Raw genomic sequence first — 15,595 nt, forward strand, 5'->3', positions numbered from 1 at the left:
CCGACGGTGCGGACGTCCGCACCGAGGTCTTGAGACCCGTCAGGAGCCCCATGCCCATCGACGCAGCGAAGGCGGTCGCCGCCGAACCCCGGACCGGCGAGATCAGCTGGTCCGCCAAGGACGTCCAGCTCTACCACCTCGGCATCGGGGCCGGTGCCGACCCGGACAAGGACAGCCCCGCCACCGACCCCGACGAGCTGCGCTACACCCTGGAATCCCGGCTGCAGGTCCTGCCCAGCTTCGCCACCGTCGCGGGCTCCGGCTCCCCCGGGGTGATCAGCGGCCTGTCCATGCCCGGTGTCGACGTCGACCTGGCCAGGGTCCTGCACGGCGGCCAGAGCCTCGACGTCCACCGCCCGATCCCGGCCGAGGGCCGGGCCACCGCCACCGGCCGCATCGCGGCCGTGTACGACAAGGGCAAGGCCGCCGTCCTCGTCATGCGCACCGAGGTCGCCGACGCCGAGGGGCCGCTGTGGACCAACGACGCCCAGATCTTCGTACGCGGCGAGGGCGGCTGGGGCGGCGACCGCGGGCCCTCCGCCCGCCTGGAACCGCCCACCGGTGAGCCCGACCGGACCGTCGAGCGGCCGATCCGCCCCGACCAGGCCCTGCTCTACCGTCTTTCCGGCGACTACAACCCCCTGCACGCCGACCCCGAGTTCGCCAAGCTCGCCGGCTTCGACAAGCCCATCCTGCACGGCCTGTGCACCTACGGCATCACGCTCAAGGCGGTCGTGGACACCCTGCTCGGCGGCGATGTGACCAGGGTGCGGTCGTACACCACCCGGTTCGCGGGTGTCGTCTTCCCCGGCGAGACGCTGCGCATCCGCATGTGGCGGCAGGAGGGGGCGGTCCGTGTCGCCGTCGGCGCCGTCGACCGGGAGGACGCGCCGGTCCTTGCCGACACCGTCGTACAGCACTCGTAGAACCCGTCCTTCCGAGGGGAGCCGCACCATGCGCGCAGCCGTACTGCACGAGATCGGCCAGGAGAAACTGGAGGTCCTCGACGACATCGAGGCCGTGGGTTTTGGACCCGGGAAGGTGCGGGTACGGGTGCGCGCCACGGGGCTGTGCCACTCGGACCTGTCCGCGATGAGCGGGGTGCTGCCGCAGCCCGCCCCGTTCGTGCCCGGCCACGAGGGCGCCGGCGAGATCCTCGAAGTCGGGGAGGGCGTAAGGAACCTGAAGCCCGGCGACCGGGTCGTCATCTGCTGGCTGCCCGCCTGCGGCGCCTGCCCCGCCTGCGGGCGCGGCCAGACCGAGCTGTGCCTGGCCGGGTTCATGAGCGCGGGCACCCCCAACTTCAAGCGCTCCGGCGGCGCCGCGTCCGATGTCTTCGGCTTCGCCGGCACCGGCACCTTCGCCGAGGAGGTCGTCGTCGACGCGGGCTGTGCCGTGCCGATCCCGGACGACGTGCCCTTCGACGTCGCCGCGCTCATCGGCTGCGGGGTGACGACCGGACTCGGCGCCGCCCTCAACACCGCCGACGTGGAGGCCGGTTCGTCGGTCGCCGTCATCGGGTGCGGAGGCGTCGGCATCTCCGCCGTCCAGGGCGCCCGGCTGAAGGGCGCCGCCGAGATCGTCGCCGTCGACCCGGTCGCCTCGCGGCGCGAGTCCGCCCTCCGGTTCGGCGCCACGAAGGCCGTCGCACCGGAGGAACTGGCCGACGCCAAGCAGCAGGTCACCGGCGGCGAGGGCTTCGACTACGTCTTCGAGGTCGTCGGCCGCTCCGCCACCGCCCGCACCGCCTACGAGAACACCCGCCGCGGCGGCACCCTCGTCGTGGTCGGCGCGGGCGCCATGGACGACTTCCTCCAGCTCAACATGTTCGAGCTGTTCTTCGACGAGAAGCGGATCCTGCCGTCCATGTACGGCGGCGGGGACGTCCTGCGCTCCTACGAACGCACCATCGCCCTGTGGCGGGCCGACCGTATCGACCTGGAGGGCCTGATCACCCACCGGGTGCCCCTGGCGGAGATCAACGAGGCACTGGACCAGATGCGTACCGGGACCGCCCTGCGTACGTGCATCGAGATCTGAGGGCGGACGCGCATGACACTGCCACTCGAAGGACTGTCCGCCGTGGTCACCGGCGCCGGCCGCGGACTCGGCCGGGCCGAGGCGCTGGAACTCGCGCGGCTCGGCGCGGCCGTCGTCGTCAACGACTACGGACAGCCCGGACGCGACGGCTCCGGAGCGGCCTCGGACGGGCCCGCCGAAGAGGTCGCCGCCGAGATCCGTGCCGCGGGCGGCCGGGCCGTCGCCCACACCGGGGACGTCGCCGACCTGGGGCAGGCCCGCGACCTCGTCGGCCTCGCGGTCGACCGGTTCGGCACGCTGGACGTCCTCGTCAACAACGCGGGCATCCTGCGCGACCGCATGATCTTCTCCATGACCGAGGACGAGTGGGACTCGGTGATCCGCGTCCACCTCAAGGGTCATTTCAACACCACCCACTTCGCCGCCGCCCACTGGCGCGCGCGCTCCAAGGCGGCCGGGGGACCGGTGTACGGGCGGATCGTGAACACCTCCTCGGAGGCGTTCCTCGCCGGGGCCGCCGGACAGCCCAACTACGCGGCGGCGAAGGGCGGGATCGTCGGCCTGACCACCTCCACGGCCCTGGCCCTCGCCCGGTACGGCGTCACGGCCAACGCGATCTGCCCGCGCGCCCGGACCCGGATGACCGAGGACGTCTTCGCGGGCTTCGCCGGGCCCGAGCCCGGGAACGGCCTCGACCCGCTCGCCCCCGAGCATGTCGCCCCGCTCGTCGGCTACCTGGCCTCACCGGCCGCCGCCCGGGTCAACGGCCAGCTGCTCGTCGTCCACGGCGGCATGGTCGCCGTGGTCGAACGGCCGCGGGTGCGGGCGAAGTTCGACAGCTTGCAGGAGACGTTCACGTACGACGAACTCGACGCGCTGCTCACCCCGCACTACGCGGACCGGCCGCAGGGGGAGACGTTCGCGGCGGCCGAGGTACTGGGGCTCAAGCGCGGCTGAGGCGGAGGGAGAGGCGGGGCAGGGAAGGAAAGAGGGGGCAGGGAAAGGAAAGAGGGGGCAGGGAACGGAAAGAGGGGGCAGGGAACGGAAAGAGGGGGTGCCACCAGCCGGCGGCACCCCCTCATTCACTTCATTTCCCTGCCGTCAGGCAGCCGCCTCGGTGGTCTCCTCGGCCGGCTTGCGGTGACGCCCGTGCGGCGCCGTCTCGTTGTCCTGGGACGTACCCGCGCCCCGATGCCGGCCGTGCCCGGCATCCTGGGAGTCGGCAGACAGCGGTTGCGTCGTGCTGGTGTCGCTCATTGGAAGAATTCACCCCGTCACACATGATCTCTTACAGCCGGGCGAGTGTAACCGGCACACCACACACCGAATCCAGACGCACACGCCAACCGCCACTACTTCGTTACAAGACGTCCCAGAGGTGACTGCGCCAGCGGCACCGGACGGGCCACGACCGGCTCCGTGAGCCCCGGAGGATCCGGCTCGGACGCCCCCCAGGGCGCGTCGAGCACCCCGGCAGCCGTGCCGTCCCGGACCGGACCCTCCGGACCCACGTCCCCCGGTTCCCCCGGCCCCTCGGCCTCCCCTTCTCCCGGCCCTTCGGCCTTCCCGTTCCCCGGCCCTTCGGCCTGCCCCTGCCCCGGAGCCGCGGCACTGACCCCGCCCGCCCCGCGCGCCCCACCCGCGACGCCCGCGGCGCCCGTGCCCCACGGCTCCCCCTGGGGCACCGTCACCTCCGCCACGCCGCACGGGACGTCGGCCGTGGCGTACGGCAGCCGCAGCACCCCGTCCCGCGTCCACAGCCCCGATCCCGTCAGCCAGCCCTCGGGCGCCGGAAGATGACACACCTGCCGCTCGGCCGGCCGCCAGATGCCGACCCAACTGCCGAACGGGCCGTCGACGCGCAGCGCCACCCCGCAGTTCTCCGGCATCAGCACCTGCCCCGGCTGGATCGCGAACGGCGTCACCACGCAGTCCGGCAGCCGCAGACACTCCGGGAAACGCACCGGCAGCGTGCTGCCCACGACCCCCCAGCCCAAACGTTCCTGCCCGGGGGAGGGCGCGTCCGAGGAGATGATCAGCAGCCCGCTGTCCGGGTCGGCGAGGAGCAGTCGGTCGTCGCTGTCCGCCGCGATCTGCAGCAGCGGCGAGATCTCGCCGCCCCTGCCCAGATCCACCACGACCGTCTTCGTCCGCCCGCCCAGTTCCCGGTCCAGCGCCAGCAGCCGGCCCTCGCCGTCCAGCCAGACCCCGCCCGAGCAGCGGCCAGGTACCTCGGCCACCTGCTCCGGCCCGAAGGCGCCGCCCGCCACCAGCCACACGGCGGTGGAGCGCGGCCCGACGGCGAGGGCGTACGCCCGCTCGCCGCCCGGCGCCGGCGGCAGCAGCCCGAGCCGGGTGCCCGGCTCCGGGCACTCCACCGCGCCCAGCGGCAGCTCGCCGGTGCCGGGGCCGGTCGGGTACAGCAGGCAGAAGGCGTGCCGCCGCTCCACCAGCCGGTGGATCAGCACCCGCCCGTCCCCCATCGGCTGCACCTGGGTGCCGGGCTCCTCCGGCTGGTTGCCGGGCAGCGGCACCGCGTACGGCTCCGGGCCGTCCAGCGTCCAGCGCTCCGGGAACCAGGACTCGCCGGCCGACGCGAGACGGGCGCCGTACGCGCCGTCCGCCGTGATGGCACACCCCGTCCCCGGTACGCCGTCGTAGGCGCCGGACTCGGCCGGTACGCCGTCGTAGGCGCCGGACTCGGCCGGTACGCCGTCGTAGGCGCCGGACTCGGCCGGCACACCGTCGTACGCGCCCGACTCGGCCGGCATACCCGCACCCGGCGCACCCGGCACACCCGCACCCGGCACCCGCGACTCGCTCGGCGCGTCCGACTCGCTCGACACGTCAAGCTCGCCGGGCTCGCGGGGCTCGGCGGAGCCGTGGGTCTCGCCGGGCTCGTCGGTCTCGCCGGGCTCGTCGGTCGACGGGGGTTCGATCGCACAGGTCGTCATGGTTCGGACACCTCCGGCCACGAAGCTAGTTTTCGTACGCACGGCCGTGGGACCGGCCGACCCCCGCTTCACACGTACGGGTGTCGCAGAAGCGATTCCTCAGAGGAAATCGGGGCGTATGTGCTGAGCGGGACCAGACGAAGCGGATGCGGTACAGCCCGGCAGAAGTGCCAGGTAGCCTTGGCCCGTGCCCCGTCTGTCTGAAGTCATCGCCGCGCTGGAGTCCCTGTGGCCCGCCGAGCGGGCCGAGTCCTGGGACGCGGTCGGCACGGTCGTGGGCGACCCCGGCCAGGAGGTCACCCGCGTCCTGTTCGCCGTAGACCCCGTCCAGGACATCGTCGACGAGGCCGTGAAGCTCGGCGCCGACCTGCTGGTCACCCACCACCCGCTCTATCTGCGCGGGACGACCACGGTCGCGGCGACCCACTTCAAGGGGCGCGTCGTCCACACCCTCATCAAGAACGACATCGCCCTGCACGTCGCCCACACCAACGCCGACACGGCGGACCCGGGCGTCTCCGACGCGCTCGCGGGCGCACTCGACCTCCGCGTCGTACGACCCCTCGTGCCGGACCCCACCGACCCGTCCGGTCGCCGTGGCCTCGGCCGGGTCTGCGAACTCGACCACCCCCTGACCGTCCGCGAGCTGGCCGCGCGCGCCGCCGAGCGGCTGCCCGCCACCGCGCAGGGCATCCGGGTGGCCGGCGACCCCGAGGCCGTGGTCCGCACGGTCGCCGTCAGCGGCGGTTCCGGCGACAGCCTCTTCGACCAGGTCCGCGCGGCCGGCGTCGACGCCTTCCTCACGTCCGACCTGCGCCACCACCCGGCCGGCGAGGCCGTCGCGCACAGCGCCGCGCACGGTCCCCTCGCGCTGCTCGACGCGGCGCACTGGGCCACCGAGTGGCCCTGGTGCGAGCTGGCCGCAGCCCAGCTCGACGAGATCTCCGACCGCAACGGATGGGACCTGAGGGTCCACGTCTCCAAGACGGTCACCGACCCCTGGACCGCCCACGCGGCGTCCACCGTCACCACCACTAGCTAATGGGAGCCCCCAACTGAACGCCGCGCCCGCCGACCAGATCCGACTCCTCGACCTCCAGGCCCTCGACGTCCGCCTGCAGCAGCTCGCGCACAAGCGGAGGTCCCTGCCCGAGCACGCCGAGATCGAGTCGCTGAGCAAGGACTTCACGCAGCTGCGCGACCTGCTGGTGGCCGCGCAGACGCAGGAGAGCGACACCGCCCGCGAGCAGACCAAGGCCGAGCAGGACGTGGACCAGGTGCGTCAGCGCGCCGTCCGCGACCAGCAGCGCCTGGACTCCGGTGCGATCACCTCGCCGAAGGACCTGTCCAACCTCCAGCACGAGATCGCCTCCCTCGCCAAGCGGCAGGGCGACCTGGAGGACATCGTCCTGGAGGTCATGGAGCGCCGCGAGGCCACGCAGGCGCGGGTCGCCGAGCTGACCGAGCGGGTCGGCTCGGTCCAGGGGAAGATCGACGACGCGTCCGGCCGGCGGGACGCCGCGTTCCAGGAGATCGACGGCGAGGCCGCCTCGGTCACCAAGGAGCGCCAGGTCGTCGCCGGGTCCGTCCCCGCGGACCTGCTCAAGCTGTACGACAAGCTGCGCGAGCAGGGCGGCGGCATCGGCGCGGCCAAGCTGTACGCCCGCACCTGCCAGGGCTGCCGCCAGGAGCTGGCGATCACCGAGCTGAACGAGATCCGCGCGGCCGCGCCGGACATCGTGGTGCGCTGCGAGAACTGCCGCCGCATCCTGGTGCGTACGGCCGAGTCGGGTCTGTAGACACCTGTAGATACCTATCGACACCTGTGGACATCTACAGGCAGGGGTAAGGGGCGCCGGGCGTGCGGGAGTTCATCGTCGAGGCCGACGGCGGGTCGCGGGGCAACCCGGGGCCCGCGGGCTACGGGGCCGCGGTCAGCGACGCGGCGACGGGGGAGACCCTGGTCGAGGCGGCCGAGTTCATCGGCATCGCCACGAACAACGTCGCCGAGTACCGCGGCCTGCTTGCCGGCCTGCGCGCCGCCCACGCCCTCGACCCCGGCGCCCGGATCCATGTCCGCATGGACTCCAAGCTCGTCATCGAGCAGATGTCGGGCCGCTGGAAGATCAAGCACCCGGCCATGAAGCCCCTCGCGGCGGAGGCGTCCCGCGTCTTCCCGCCGGACCAGGTCACCTACGAGTGGATCCCCCGCGAACGCAACAAGCACGCCGACCGTCTCGCCAACGAGGCGATGGACGCGGGCACGAAGGGCGAACAGTGGTCGCCGTCGCAGTCCCGCGCGGCCCTGGACACCCCGCCGGCCACCCCGGTGCCGTCGGGCCCACCCGGCGACGCGGCGGCGGGCGCGGCCAAGGCCCGCGCGGCACTGGCCGAGAGCCGCCCCGCTGGGCCGCCCGCTGGGCCGGCACCGGTGGGTGCGGGGGCATCTCACGGCGAGCAGCGCGCTACGACCCCCGACGAGCAGCGCCCCGCCGGCACCGGTACGGAAGCCGTGACCGCCCCAGGTGAACGGCGCCCCGACGGCACCGGTGCGGAAGCCGCGGCCACCTCCAGCGAGCAGCGCCCCGGCTGGAGTGCCGCCCCCGACCTCGGCGCGCCCGCCACCTTCGTCCTCCTCCGTCACGGCGAGACCCCCCTCACCCCCCAGAAACGCTTCTCCGGCAGCGGCGGCACCGACCCGGCCCTCTCGGAGGCCGGCCGTGAGCAGGCCCGCCGGGTCGCGGAGGCACTCGCCCGGCGTGGCACGATCCAGGCGATCGTCGCGTCCCCGCTGGCCCGTACCCGGGAGACCGCCGGCATCGTCGCCACCCGCCTCGGGCTGGACGTGACGATCGAGGAGGGCCTGCGGGAGACGGACTTCGGCGCCTGGGAGGGCCTCAGCTTCGGTGAGGTCCGCGAGCGTCACCCCGACGACCTGAACGCCTGGCTCGTCGACCCGGAGGCCCACCCCACCGGCGGCGGCGAGAGCTTCACGGAGACCGCCGCGCGGATCGAGGTCGCCCGGGAGAAGCTGGTCGCTGCGCACCAGGGCCGTACGGTCCTGCTGGTCACGCACGTGACCCCGATCAAGACCCTGGTCCGCCTCGCCCTCGGCGCCCCGGCGGAGTCCATGTTCCGCATGGAACTCTCGGCGGCGTCCCTGTCGGCGGTGGCGTACTACGCGGACGGCAACGCGAGCGTCCGGCTGTTCAACGACACGTCCCACCTGCGTCCCTGAGGTCCGTCCCACCTGTCCCTGAGGTCCGGTCCACCTGCGTCGCTGAGTCCGGTCCACCTGCGGCGCTGCGTTCGGCGCTCCCCGGGGCCGTCTACCGGAGGCCGGACGCGGCCCGCGCGAGTTCCTCGATCCGGGCCCAGTCGCCGGCCGCCACCGCGTCCGCGGGGAGCATCCAACTCCCGCCCACGCAGCCGACGTTGGGCAGGGACAGGTACTCGGGCGCGGTTGCCGGGCCGATGCCGCCCGTGGGGCAGAAGCGGGCCTGCGGCAGGGGGCCGGCGAGGGACTTGAGGTAGGCAGTGCCGCCCGCCGCCTGTGCCGGGAAGAACTTCATCTCCCGCACCCCGCGCTCCAGCAGCGCGACGACCTCCGAGGTGGTCGACACACCCGGCAGGTACGGCACCCCGGACGCACGCATCGCCGTCAGCAGCGCGTCCGTCCAGCCGGGGCTGACCAGGAACCGCGCCCCGGCCGCGACACACCGCTCCACCTGGTCCGGCGTGATGACCGTGCCCGCCCCGACCACCGCGTCCGGCACCTCGTCCGCGATGGCGCGGATCGCGTCCAGCGCGGCGGGCGTCCGCAGCGTGACCTCGATCGCGGGCAGCCCGCCCGCCACCAGCGCCCGCGCGAGCGGTACGGCGTCGGCGGCGTCGGAGACGACCACCACGGGTACGACGGGCGCGAGATCCAGCACGGAGGCGGGTGAGGAGGAGGGCAGCGGTGAGGTCATGCCCTCATCGTGCCGAGCGAATGCAGCATGCGCAAAGCGTGTTGCGCATGTTGCAACGCGTCCACGCCGACTCGGCGGATCGTGATCGGAGGCGGCTCGGCAGGTTGTGATCGGTGACGGCTCAGCGGATCGTGACCAGCGGCGGCCCAGCGGATCGTGATCAGTGACAACTCGGCAGGTCGTGATCAGCGAGGGCTCAGCGGGTCGTGATCAGTGGCGGCTCAGCGGGTCGTGATCAGCGACGGCTCAGTGGATCTCGTCCACCAGGACGTCCAGCGACCACGCCTTGCCGCCCTTCTCCGGTGCCGCCGCCTCCACCTCGTACCCGAGGTCCCGCAGCGCCTCCACCAGCTCGGCGGGGTTCTTCGGTGCGGCACCCTCGGTGAGCAGGCTCCGTACGATCCGCCCCTTCGTCGCCTTGTTGAAGTGGCTGACGACCTTCCGGGTCGGCGCGTGCAGCACCCGTACGCTCGCCGTGCGCCCGGCGACCTCGCCCTTCGGCTTCCAGGCGGCCGCGTAGGCGGCGGAGCGCAGATCCAGGACAAGGCCGTCGCCGGCCGCCTCCGGCAGCACCTCGGCCATCGGCGCCCGCCAGTGCCCGGCCAGCGCGCCCAGCGCCGGCAGCTTCACGCCCATCGAGCAGCGGTAGGAGGGGATGCGGTCCGTTACCCGCACCGCGCCCCACAACCCGGAGAAGACCAGCAACGAGCGCGCCGCCCGCCGCTTCGCGGCCGGGTCCAGCGAGGCCAGACCCAGGGCGTCGTACAGGACACCCGTGTAGATCTCCCCGGCGGGGCGGGCGCCGGCCGTGCGCAGCACCGCGTTCTTCGCGATCTCGCCGCGCAGTCCCTCGCTGAGCCCGAGCACCTCGCGCGCCTTCTCGTTCTGCTCCGGGTCCCCGGAACACAGCTCGACCAGCTCCCCGAGCACGGCCTCCCGCGCACCGGTCAGCCCCGGCAGCGACAGCGACTCCGTCTTCAGCGGGGCGCCACGGCCCGAGGACGCCTTGCCTTCGGAGGGCGGCAGCAGGACAAGCACAGGTACTCCTTCGACTGTCGGTGTGCGTCAGGGTACGGGGTGCTGTACGGAGCGCCGCGTGCTGTCCGGAGTGCCGGGTGCCGTCCGGGGTACCGGGTGCTGTACGGAGCACCGGGCGCTGTACGGAGTGCGGGGCGCCGTCCGGAGCGCCAGGTGCTGTACGGAGTACCGCGTGCTGCACCGAGCACCGAGCACCGAGCACCGGGCGCTGTACGGAGTACCGCGTGCTGCGCGGACTCCTTCGCCCTACGCTCGACACATGCCCTGCCGCAGGATCCGTGTCACCGGCGCCCCCGAGGCTCCCCTCCGGGCCGCCCTCGCCGCGCTCCGCACGGAACTCGGCGTCCCGGAGGCCTTCCCGGCCGAGGTCCGGCAGGAGGCCGAGCGCGCGGCCGAGGCGCCCGCGCTGCCCTCGTACGACGCGACGGACCTCCCCTTCTTCACCATCGACCCGCCCGGCGCCACCGACCTCGACCAGGCGATGCACCTCTCCCGGCAGGGCACCGGCCACCGGGTCAGGTACGCCATCGCCGATGTCGCCGCCTTCGTGGCGCCCGGCGGCGCCGTGGACGCGGAGGCGCACCGGCGCGTGAACACCCTCTACTTCCCGGACCAGAAGGTCCCGCTGCACCCCACCGTGCTCAGCGAGGGCGCCGCGAGCCTGCTGCCCGGCCAGACGTGTCCGGCGGTGCTGTGGACGCTCGACCTGGACGCGGAGGGCCGTGCCGTCGCCGTCGACGTGCGCCGCGCCCTCGTCCGCAGCCGGGCCAGGCTCGACTACGCGGGCGTGCAGCGGCAGATCGACGACGGGACGGCCGAGGAGCCGCTCGCCCTGCTCCGCGAGATCGGCCTGGCCCGGGAGAAACTGGAGGTCGAGCGCGGCGGGATCTCCCTGAACGTGCCCGAGCAGGAGATCACCGAACAGGACCACACCTACCAGCTGACCTACCGCGCCCCGCTGCCCGCCGACGAGTGGAACGCCCAGATCTCCCTGCTCACCGGCATGGCCGCGGCCGACCTGATGCTGGCCGCCGGCACCGGCATCCTGCGCACCCTCCCGGCCGCCCCCGACGGAGCGGTGGCCCGGCTGCGCCGTACCGCGACCGCGCTGCACATCGACTGGCCGCACCATGTGTCGTACGCGGCGCTGATCCGCACGCTCGACCCGCACCGCCCCGACCACGCGGCCTTCCTCCAGGAGTGCACGACCCTGCTGCGCGGCGCCGGCTACTCGGTCTTCCGCGACGGCACCCTTCCCGCGATCACCTCGCACGCCGCCGTGGCCGCCCCCTACGCCCACTGCACGGCACCGCTGCGCCGCCTCGCCGACCGCTACGCCGCCGAGATCTGCCTTGCGGCCGTCGCCGGCGCGGCCACGCCCGACTGGGTCCTCGCCGCGCTCGACGGGCTGCCCCGGCGGATGGCCGACGGCGCCCGGATCGCCGGCACGGTGGAGCGGGAGTGCGTCGACATCGTCGAGGCCGCGCTGCTCAAGGACCGGGTCGGTGACGTCTTCGAGGGGTGTGTGGTGGACGTGTCCCAGACCCGGCCCACCGTCGGCACCGTGCAGGTCGACAGCCCGGCGGTCATCGGCCGCGTCGAGGGCGAGGGCCTCACGCTCGGCGCCCGGCTGCGGGTCCGGCTCACCTGCGCGCAGCCGGGGACGACGAAGATCCTGTTCGCGCCCGCGTGAGTTCTCGTACGGGGGCTCCTGTGCGGGAGCTTTTGTGCGCGGCACCTTCTGCGTGCGGCACCTTCGTGCGCGAGACCTCCTGTGCGCGAGACCTCCTGTGCGCGAGACCTCCTTGACGGCTAACGCTGTTAGCCATACCGTTGTGGCTAACGGCGTTAGCCGCTTCGGCCGGAACGCCGGACGACTCTGGAGGCAGCCATGACCAGCACGACCCCCAGCGCGACCCATTCCCACTCGTCTCACTCGTCCCACCCTTCCCGCTCCGTCGGCACCGTCCTGCGCCGCACGGCCTGGCTCGCGGGCGCCCTGTTCTGGTCGGCCTTCGCCGTGCTGGAAGGTGTCAACCACGGCTGGCTCGCGGGCGCCCTCGCCCTGCTGTTCCTGGTCCTGCCCGACCTGACCTTCCTGGTCGCGGCGAGCGAGGCGCCCCGCATGGCGAAGGGGCAGCTGCCGCCGCGCGCGGTGCCGTACTACAACGCCATGCACCGCGCCCTGGTCCCGCTCGCGCTCATGGCCCTCTGCACCGCCGGCCCCGTCGCCTGGCCCCCGGCCTTCGCGGCGCTGTGCGGCTGGCTCGCCCATATCTCGTACGATCGCGCCTTCGGCTACGGACTGCGTACGAAGGAGGGCTTCCAGCGTGGCTGACCGAACCGGCCCACGGGCCGAGACAGGGGCGTCCGGCGTGCGGGACCGTCTCACCCCGAGGGCGCGGGAGATCGCCGCGGCGGCCCGGGACATCCTGGAGGAGTCCGGGCCCGACGCACTCACCATGCGCGCCCTCGCCGACCGCCTCGGCATCAAGGCCCCCTCCCTCTACAAGCACTTCCCCGACAAGCAGGCCGTCGAGGTCGAACTCACCGCCCAGCACCTCGCCGAGACCGCCGAGGCCCTGGAGTCCGCCGAGGCCCGCGCACCCGGCTCCCTTGACGCCCTCGCCGGCGCCTACCGCCGCTACGCCCTCGCCCACCCCCACCTCTACTGCCTGGCCACCGAACGCCCTCTGCCCCGCGCCGGACTGCCCGCCGGGCTGGAGGACCGCGCCGCCCTCCCGCTGCTGCGGGCCTGCGCAGGCGACATGGACCTGGCCCGCGCCGTCTGGGCCTTCGCGCACGGCATGGTGATCCTGGAGATCCACGGCCGGTTTCCGGACGACGCGGACCTCGACGCGGCATGGGAACGGGGCCTGAAGGCGTTGCACCCGTAGCCGTAGGGGACGGCCGTACGGGACGACCGTGCGGGACGGCGCGACGAGGGGGGCCGCCATGGACGGCACGACGGAGCGGACGCGGGAGCGGACACGAGAGCAGACGCGGTGGACCAGGGCGCGGCTCGGCCTGTGCGGACCGCCGCTCGACCTCCTGACCGCGAACTTCCGGCGCCACGTCTACGCCCCGCACGCCCACGAGGAGTACACCGTCGGCATCAGCGTCGGCGGCTGCGAGGTCATCGGCTACCGGGGCGGCCGCATCCGCACCGGCCTCGGCACCGTCGTCGTCCTCGAACCCGGCGAGATGCACACCGGCGGACCCGGCAGCCCCACCGACGGCTACGCCTACCGCGCCCTGTACGCCGAGCCCGCCCTGTACGCCGAGCCCGCCCTGCTCGCCGACGGCACCCTCGGCAGCCGCCCGCACTTTCGCGAACCGCTCCTCGACGACCCCGAACTCGCCGCCGCGCTCCGCCTCGCTCACACCGAACTCAGCGCCTGCCCCGACCCTCTGGAGGCCGAGTCCCGGTTCCCCTGGCTGCTGACCGCCCTGGCCCAGCGCCACTCCACGGCCCGGTCCGTACCCGCCGTGATCCCCGGCGCGAGCGGCATCGCCCACACGGTCCGCGACCGCCTCGCCGACGAACTCACCGCCCCGCCCACCCTCTCCTCCCTCGCCGCCGACCTGGGCCTGTCCCGCTACCAGCTCCTGCGCGCCTTCCGTACGACGATGGGCATACCCCCGTACGCCTGGCTCGCCCAGTACCGCGTCACCCGGGCCCGCGCCCTGCTCGCCGCCGGCCTGCGCCCCGCCGAGGTGGCCGCCCTCGTCGGCTTCGCCGACCAGGCGCACCTGACCCGGTGGTTCCGCCGGGTGCTCGGGGTGACCCCGGCGGCCTATCGCAACAGCGTTCAAGACTCCGTCCGCTGACCGGGCCCACACTCGCCGTATGACTGCACGCGGCTGGTTCCTCTTCTCCCTGATGGGAGTGGTCTGGGGCATCCCCTATCTGATGATCAAGGTGGCGGTGGACGCGGTGTCCCCGCCGGTGGTGGTGTTCACGCGCTGCGCCCTCGGCGCCGCCCTGCTCCTCCCGTTCGCCCTGCGCCAGGGCGGCTTCCTCGCGAACGTCCGTGCCCACTGGCGCCCCGTGCTGGCCTTCGCGGTCCTGGAGATCATGGCTCCCTGGTTCACCCTGACCGACGCCGAACGGCATCTGTCCAGCTCGACGGCGGGCCTGCTGATCGCGGGCGTACCGATCGTCGGCGTCGTCGCCTCCCGCTTCTTCGCCCCGGGGCCGGGGGAGAGGGAACACCTCGGCGGACGCCGCATCACCGGCCTGGCCCTGGGACTGGCGGGCGTGACGGTCCTGACCCTCCCGCACCTCACCGGCGGCGACGCCCGCTCCCTGCTCGAGGTCCTGTTCACGGTCATCGGCTACGCCACCGCCCCCCTGATAGCGGCCCGCCGCCTCAAGGACGTCCCGTCCCTGCACCTGACGGCCGCCTGCCTGACCCTCGCGGCCCTGGTCTACGCCCCCGCCGCCGTCCTCACCCGCCCGTCCGCCGTCCCCGCCCCCTCGGTCCTCGCGTCCCTGGCCGGCCTGGGCGTCGTCTGCACCGCGGTCGCCTTCGTGGCCTTCCTGGAGCTGATCAAGGAGGCGGGCCCCACCCGCGCGACCGTCATCACCTACATCAACCCGGCGGTCGCCGTCGCGGCCGGCGCCCTCTTCCTGCACGAGCCCCTGACCCCGTCCGTCCTCGCCGCCTTCGCCCTCATCCTGGCGGGCTCCGTCCTCGCCACGGCCACCGGTCCCCGCAGGCCCGCGCGCCCGGTACCATGGTCGACACGGCAGACGAGCCGGGCGGACGGCCGCGTGGAGTCCCCCTAGGGGGCTTCCCGAGGAACGTCCGGGCTCCACAGGGCAGGGTGGTGGCTAACGGCCACCCGGGGTGACCCGCGGGACAGTGCCACAGAAAACAAACCGCCCGGTGCTCAGGCGCTGGGTAAGGGTGAAACGGCGGTGTAAGAGACCACCCGTGCCCAGGGTGACCTGGGCAGCTAGGTAAACCCCACCCGGAGCAAGGTCAAGAGGAGCCGCCGCAAGGCGCGCTCTGCGCGGACGTTCGAGGGCTGCCCGCCCGAGTCCGCGGGTAGACCGCACGAGGCCAGCGGCAACGTTGGCCCTAGATGGATGGCCGTCGCCCCGGCCCCCGCGAGGGGACCAGGGAACAGAACCCGGCGTAACATCCGAGTATCGTTCCCGTCCGGCATAAGCCCAGTTCAGAGCATGTGCGGCAAGCCAAGATTGGCAGGCCGGGTCGAATCCGGGTCGAATTTCGCCGTGCGAGCGCAGAGCGACGTTCGCCGCCTGAGGCGCCAAACGACGAAAGTGCTGTGACCAGCGGAAAAGCATCCGGCAGCGAGACACCGCGGACGATACAAAAATATCGTCCGAGGTGTCTGGCTCGGTTAAATGCGGATGATCTGGACATCGGTACGGCTTTGTCAGACCTCGCTCGTATCCTCACGCCGTGATCTCAACTCAAGGTTCAGACGCGTCGGGGAGTGACGCAGCAGGACTCGCCGCCTGGCCACCTAGGGCGTGTATCGGGTCGTGATCATTGAGTGGCCCGTGCGAGGTCCTTGATCCAGATGATGGAGGCGCGGAGATGGAGGGCGGCCAAGTAG

At 73.2% G+C, this 15,595-nt stretch carries 14 protein-coding genes, 1 other RNA gene and 1 pseudogene; 12 read left to right on the top strand and 4 right to left on the bottom strand.

Features of this window, described 5'->3' with window-relative positions:
* The first annotated feature begins 50 nt into the window (after positions 1-50).
* From ACGFYV_RS26800 to ACGFYV_RS26810, 3 genes are read left to right on the top strand one after another with little or no spacing between them, the layout of a single operon-like run.
* Entirely contained in the window at positions 51-926 is an 876-nt protein-coding gene (locus tag ACGFYV_RS26800; RefSeq protein WP_393881021.1) for a MaoC/PaaZ C-terminal domain-containing protein, read from the top strand.
* A 28-nt stretch (positions 927-954) separates the two neighbouring features.
* Positions 955-2,040 carry a Zn-dependent alcohol dehydrogenase gene (locus tag ACGFYV_RS26805; protein ID WP_393881022.1) on the top strand — a complete coding sequence of 362 codons (1,086 nt, stop codon included), beginning with the start codon at positions 955-957 and terminating at the stop codon, positions 2,038-2,040.
* A 12-nt stretch (positions 2,041-2,052) separates the two neighbouring features.
* Entirely contained in the window at positions 2,053-2,997 is a 945-nt protein-coding gene (locus ACGFYV_RS26810; RefSeq protein WP_393881023.1) for a 3-oxoacyl-ACP reductase, read from the top strand.
* A gap of 144 nt (positions 2,998-3,141) precedes the next feature.
* Here ACGFYV_RS26810 and ACGFYV_RS26815 read toward each other — a convergent pair whose 3' ends face one another.
* A complete protein-coding gene (locus tag ACGFYV_RS26815; RefSeq protein ID WP_393881024.1) occupies positions 3,142-3,297 on the bottom strand; it encodes a hypothetical protein in 156 nt (51 codons plus the stop codon).
* 95 nt (positions 3,298-3,392) lie between these two features.
* Positions 3,393-4,994 carry a hypothetical protein gene (locus ACGFYV_RS26820; protein ID WP_393881025.1) on the bottom strand — a complete coding sequence of 534 codons (1,602 nt, stop codon included), beginning with the start codon at positions 4,992-4,994 and terminating at the stop codon, positions 3,393-3,395.
* A 187-nt stretch (positions 4,995-5,181) separates the two neighbouring features.
* Between ACGFYV_RS26820 and ACGFYV_RS26825 the strand changes: the two genes are divergently transcribed.
* The 3 genes from ACGFYV_RS26825 to ACGFYV_RS26835 all read left to right on the top strand — a co-directional run bounded on the left by ACGFYV_RS26825 (position 5,182) and on the right by ACGFYV_RS26835 (position 8,232).
* On the top strand, positions 5,182-6,036 hold the full coding sequence (locus ACGFYV_RS26825) for a Nif3-like dinuclear metal center hexameric protein (protein ID WP_393881026.1): 855 nt from the start codon (positions 5,182-5,184) through the stop codon (positions 6,034-6,036).
* A gap of 13 nt (positions 6,037-6,049) precedes the next feature.
* Complete coding sequence (locus ACGFYV_RS26830; RefSeq protein WP_393881041.1) at positions 6,050-6,793, top strand: zinc ribbon domain-containing protein; 744 nt, start codon at positions 6,050-6,052, stop codon at positions 6,791-6,793.
* Between the two features lie 62 nt (positions 6,794-6,855).
* Positions 6,856-8,232: a bifunctional RNase H/acid phosphatase gene (locus ACGFYV_RS26835; protein WP_393881027.1), complete on the top strand. Its 1,377-nt coding sequence runs from the start codon at positions 6,856-6,858 to the stop codon at positions 8,230-8,232.
* A gap of 91 nt (positions 8,233-8,323) precedes the next feature.
* Here the strand turns inward: ACGFYV_RS26835 and eda are convergent, their stop codons facing one another.
* Entirely contained in the window at positions 8,324-8,965 is a 642-nt protein-coding gene (eda, locus tag ACGFYV_RS26840) for a bifunctional 4-hydroxy-2-oxoglutarate aldolase/2-dehydro-3-deoxy-phosphogluconate aldolase (protein WP_393881028.1), read from the bottom strand.
* 246 nt (positions 8,966-9,211) lie between these two features.
* Positions 9,212-10,003, bottom strand: a complete 792-nt coding sequence (gene yaaA / locus ACGFYV_RS26845; protein ID WP_393881029.1) for a peroxide stress protein YaaA — start codon at positions 10,001-10,003, stop codon at positions 9,212-9,214.
* 259 nt (positions 10,004-10,262) lie between these two features.
* On the opposite strand from yaaA, the gene ACGFYV_RS26850 reads away from it, so the two are divergent.
* From ACGFYV_RS26850 to rnpB, 6 genes and pseudogenes are all read left to right on the top strand, one after another.
* The gene (locus tag ACGFYV_RS26850) at positions 10,263-11,696 is read left to right on the top strand and encodes an RNB domain-containing ribonuclease (RefSeq protein WP_393881030.1); all 1,434 of its coding nucleotides are present in this window, start codon (positions 10,263-10,265) and stop codon (positions 11,694-11,696) included.
* 198 nt (positions 11,697-11,894) lie between these two features.
* Positions 11,895-12,341 carry a DUF4260 family protein gene (locus ACGFYV_RS26855; protein WP_393881031.1) on the top strand — a complete coding sequence of 149 codons (447 nt, stop codon included), beginning with the start codon at positions 11,895-11,897 and terminating at the stop codon, positions 12,339-12,341.
* Positions 12,334-12,900 (top strand): TetR/AcrR family transcriptional regulator, encoded by a 567-nt coding sequence (locus ACGFYV_RS26860; protein WP_393881032.1) that lies wholly within the window; start codon positions 12,334-12,336, stop codon positions 12,898-12,900. Before ACGFYV_RS26855 ends, ACGFYV_RS26860 begins: the two co-directional genes overlap by 8 nt.
* 58 nt (positions 12,901-12,958) lie before the next feature.
* Positions 12,959-13,834 carry an AraC family transcriptional regulator gene (locus ACGFYV_RS26865; protein ID WP_393881033.1) on the top strand — a complete coding sequence of 292 codons (876 nt, stop codon included), beginning with the start codon at positions 12,959-12,961 and terminating at the stop codon, positions 13,832-13,834.
* Positions 13,835-13,916: 82 nt separating this feature from the next.
* A pseudogene (locus ACGFYV_RS26870) lies at positions 13,917-14,645 on the top strand (DMT family transporter); the annotation flags it as partial.
* Between the two features lie 115 nt (positions 14,646-14,760).
* An RNA gene (gene rnpB / locus ACGFYV_RS26875) (RNase P RNA component class A) lies at positions 14,761-15,168 on the top strand.
* Positions 15,169-15,595: the final 427 nt, after the last annotated feature.

Origin of the sequence: Streptomyces sp. NPDC048297 (assembly GCF_043201585.1) — a bacterium.
In the GTDB taxonomy this organism is placed as follows: domain Bacteria; phylum Actinomycetota; class Actinomycetes; order Streptomycetales; family Streptomycetaceae; genus Streptomyces.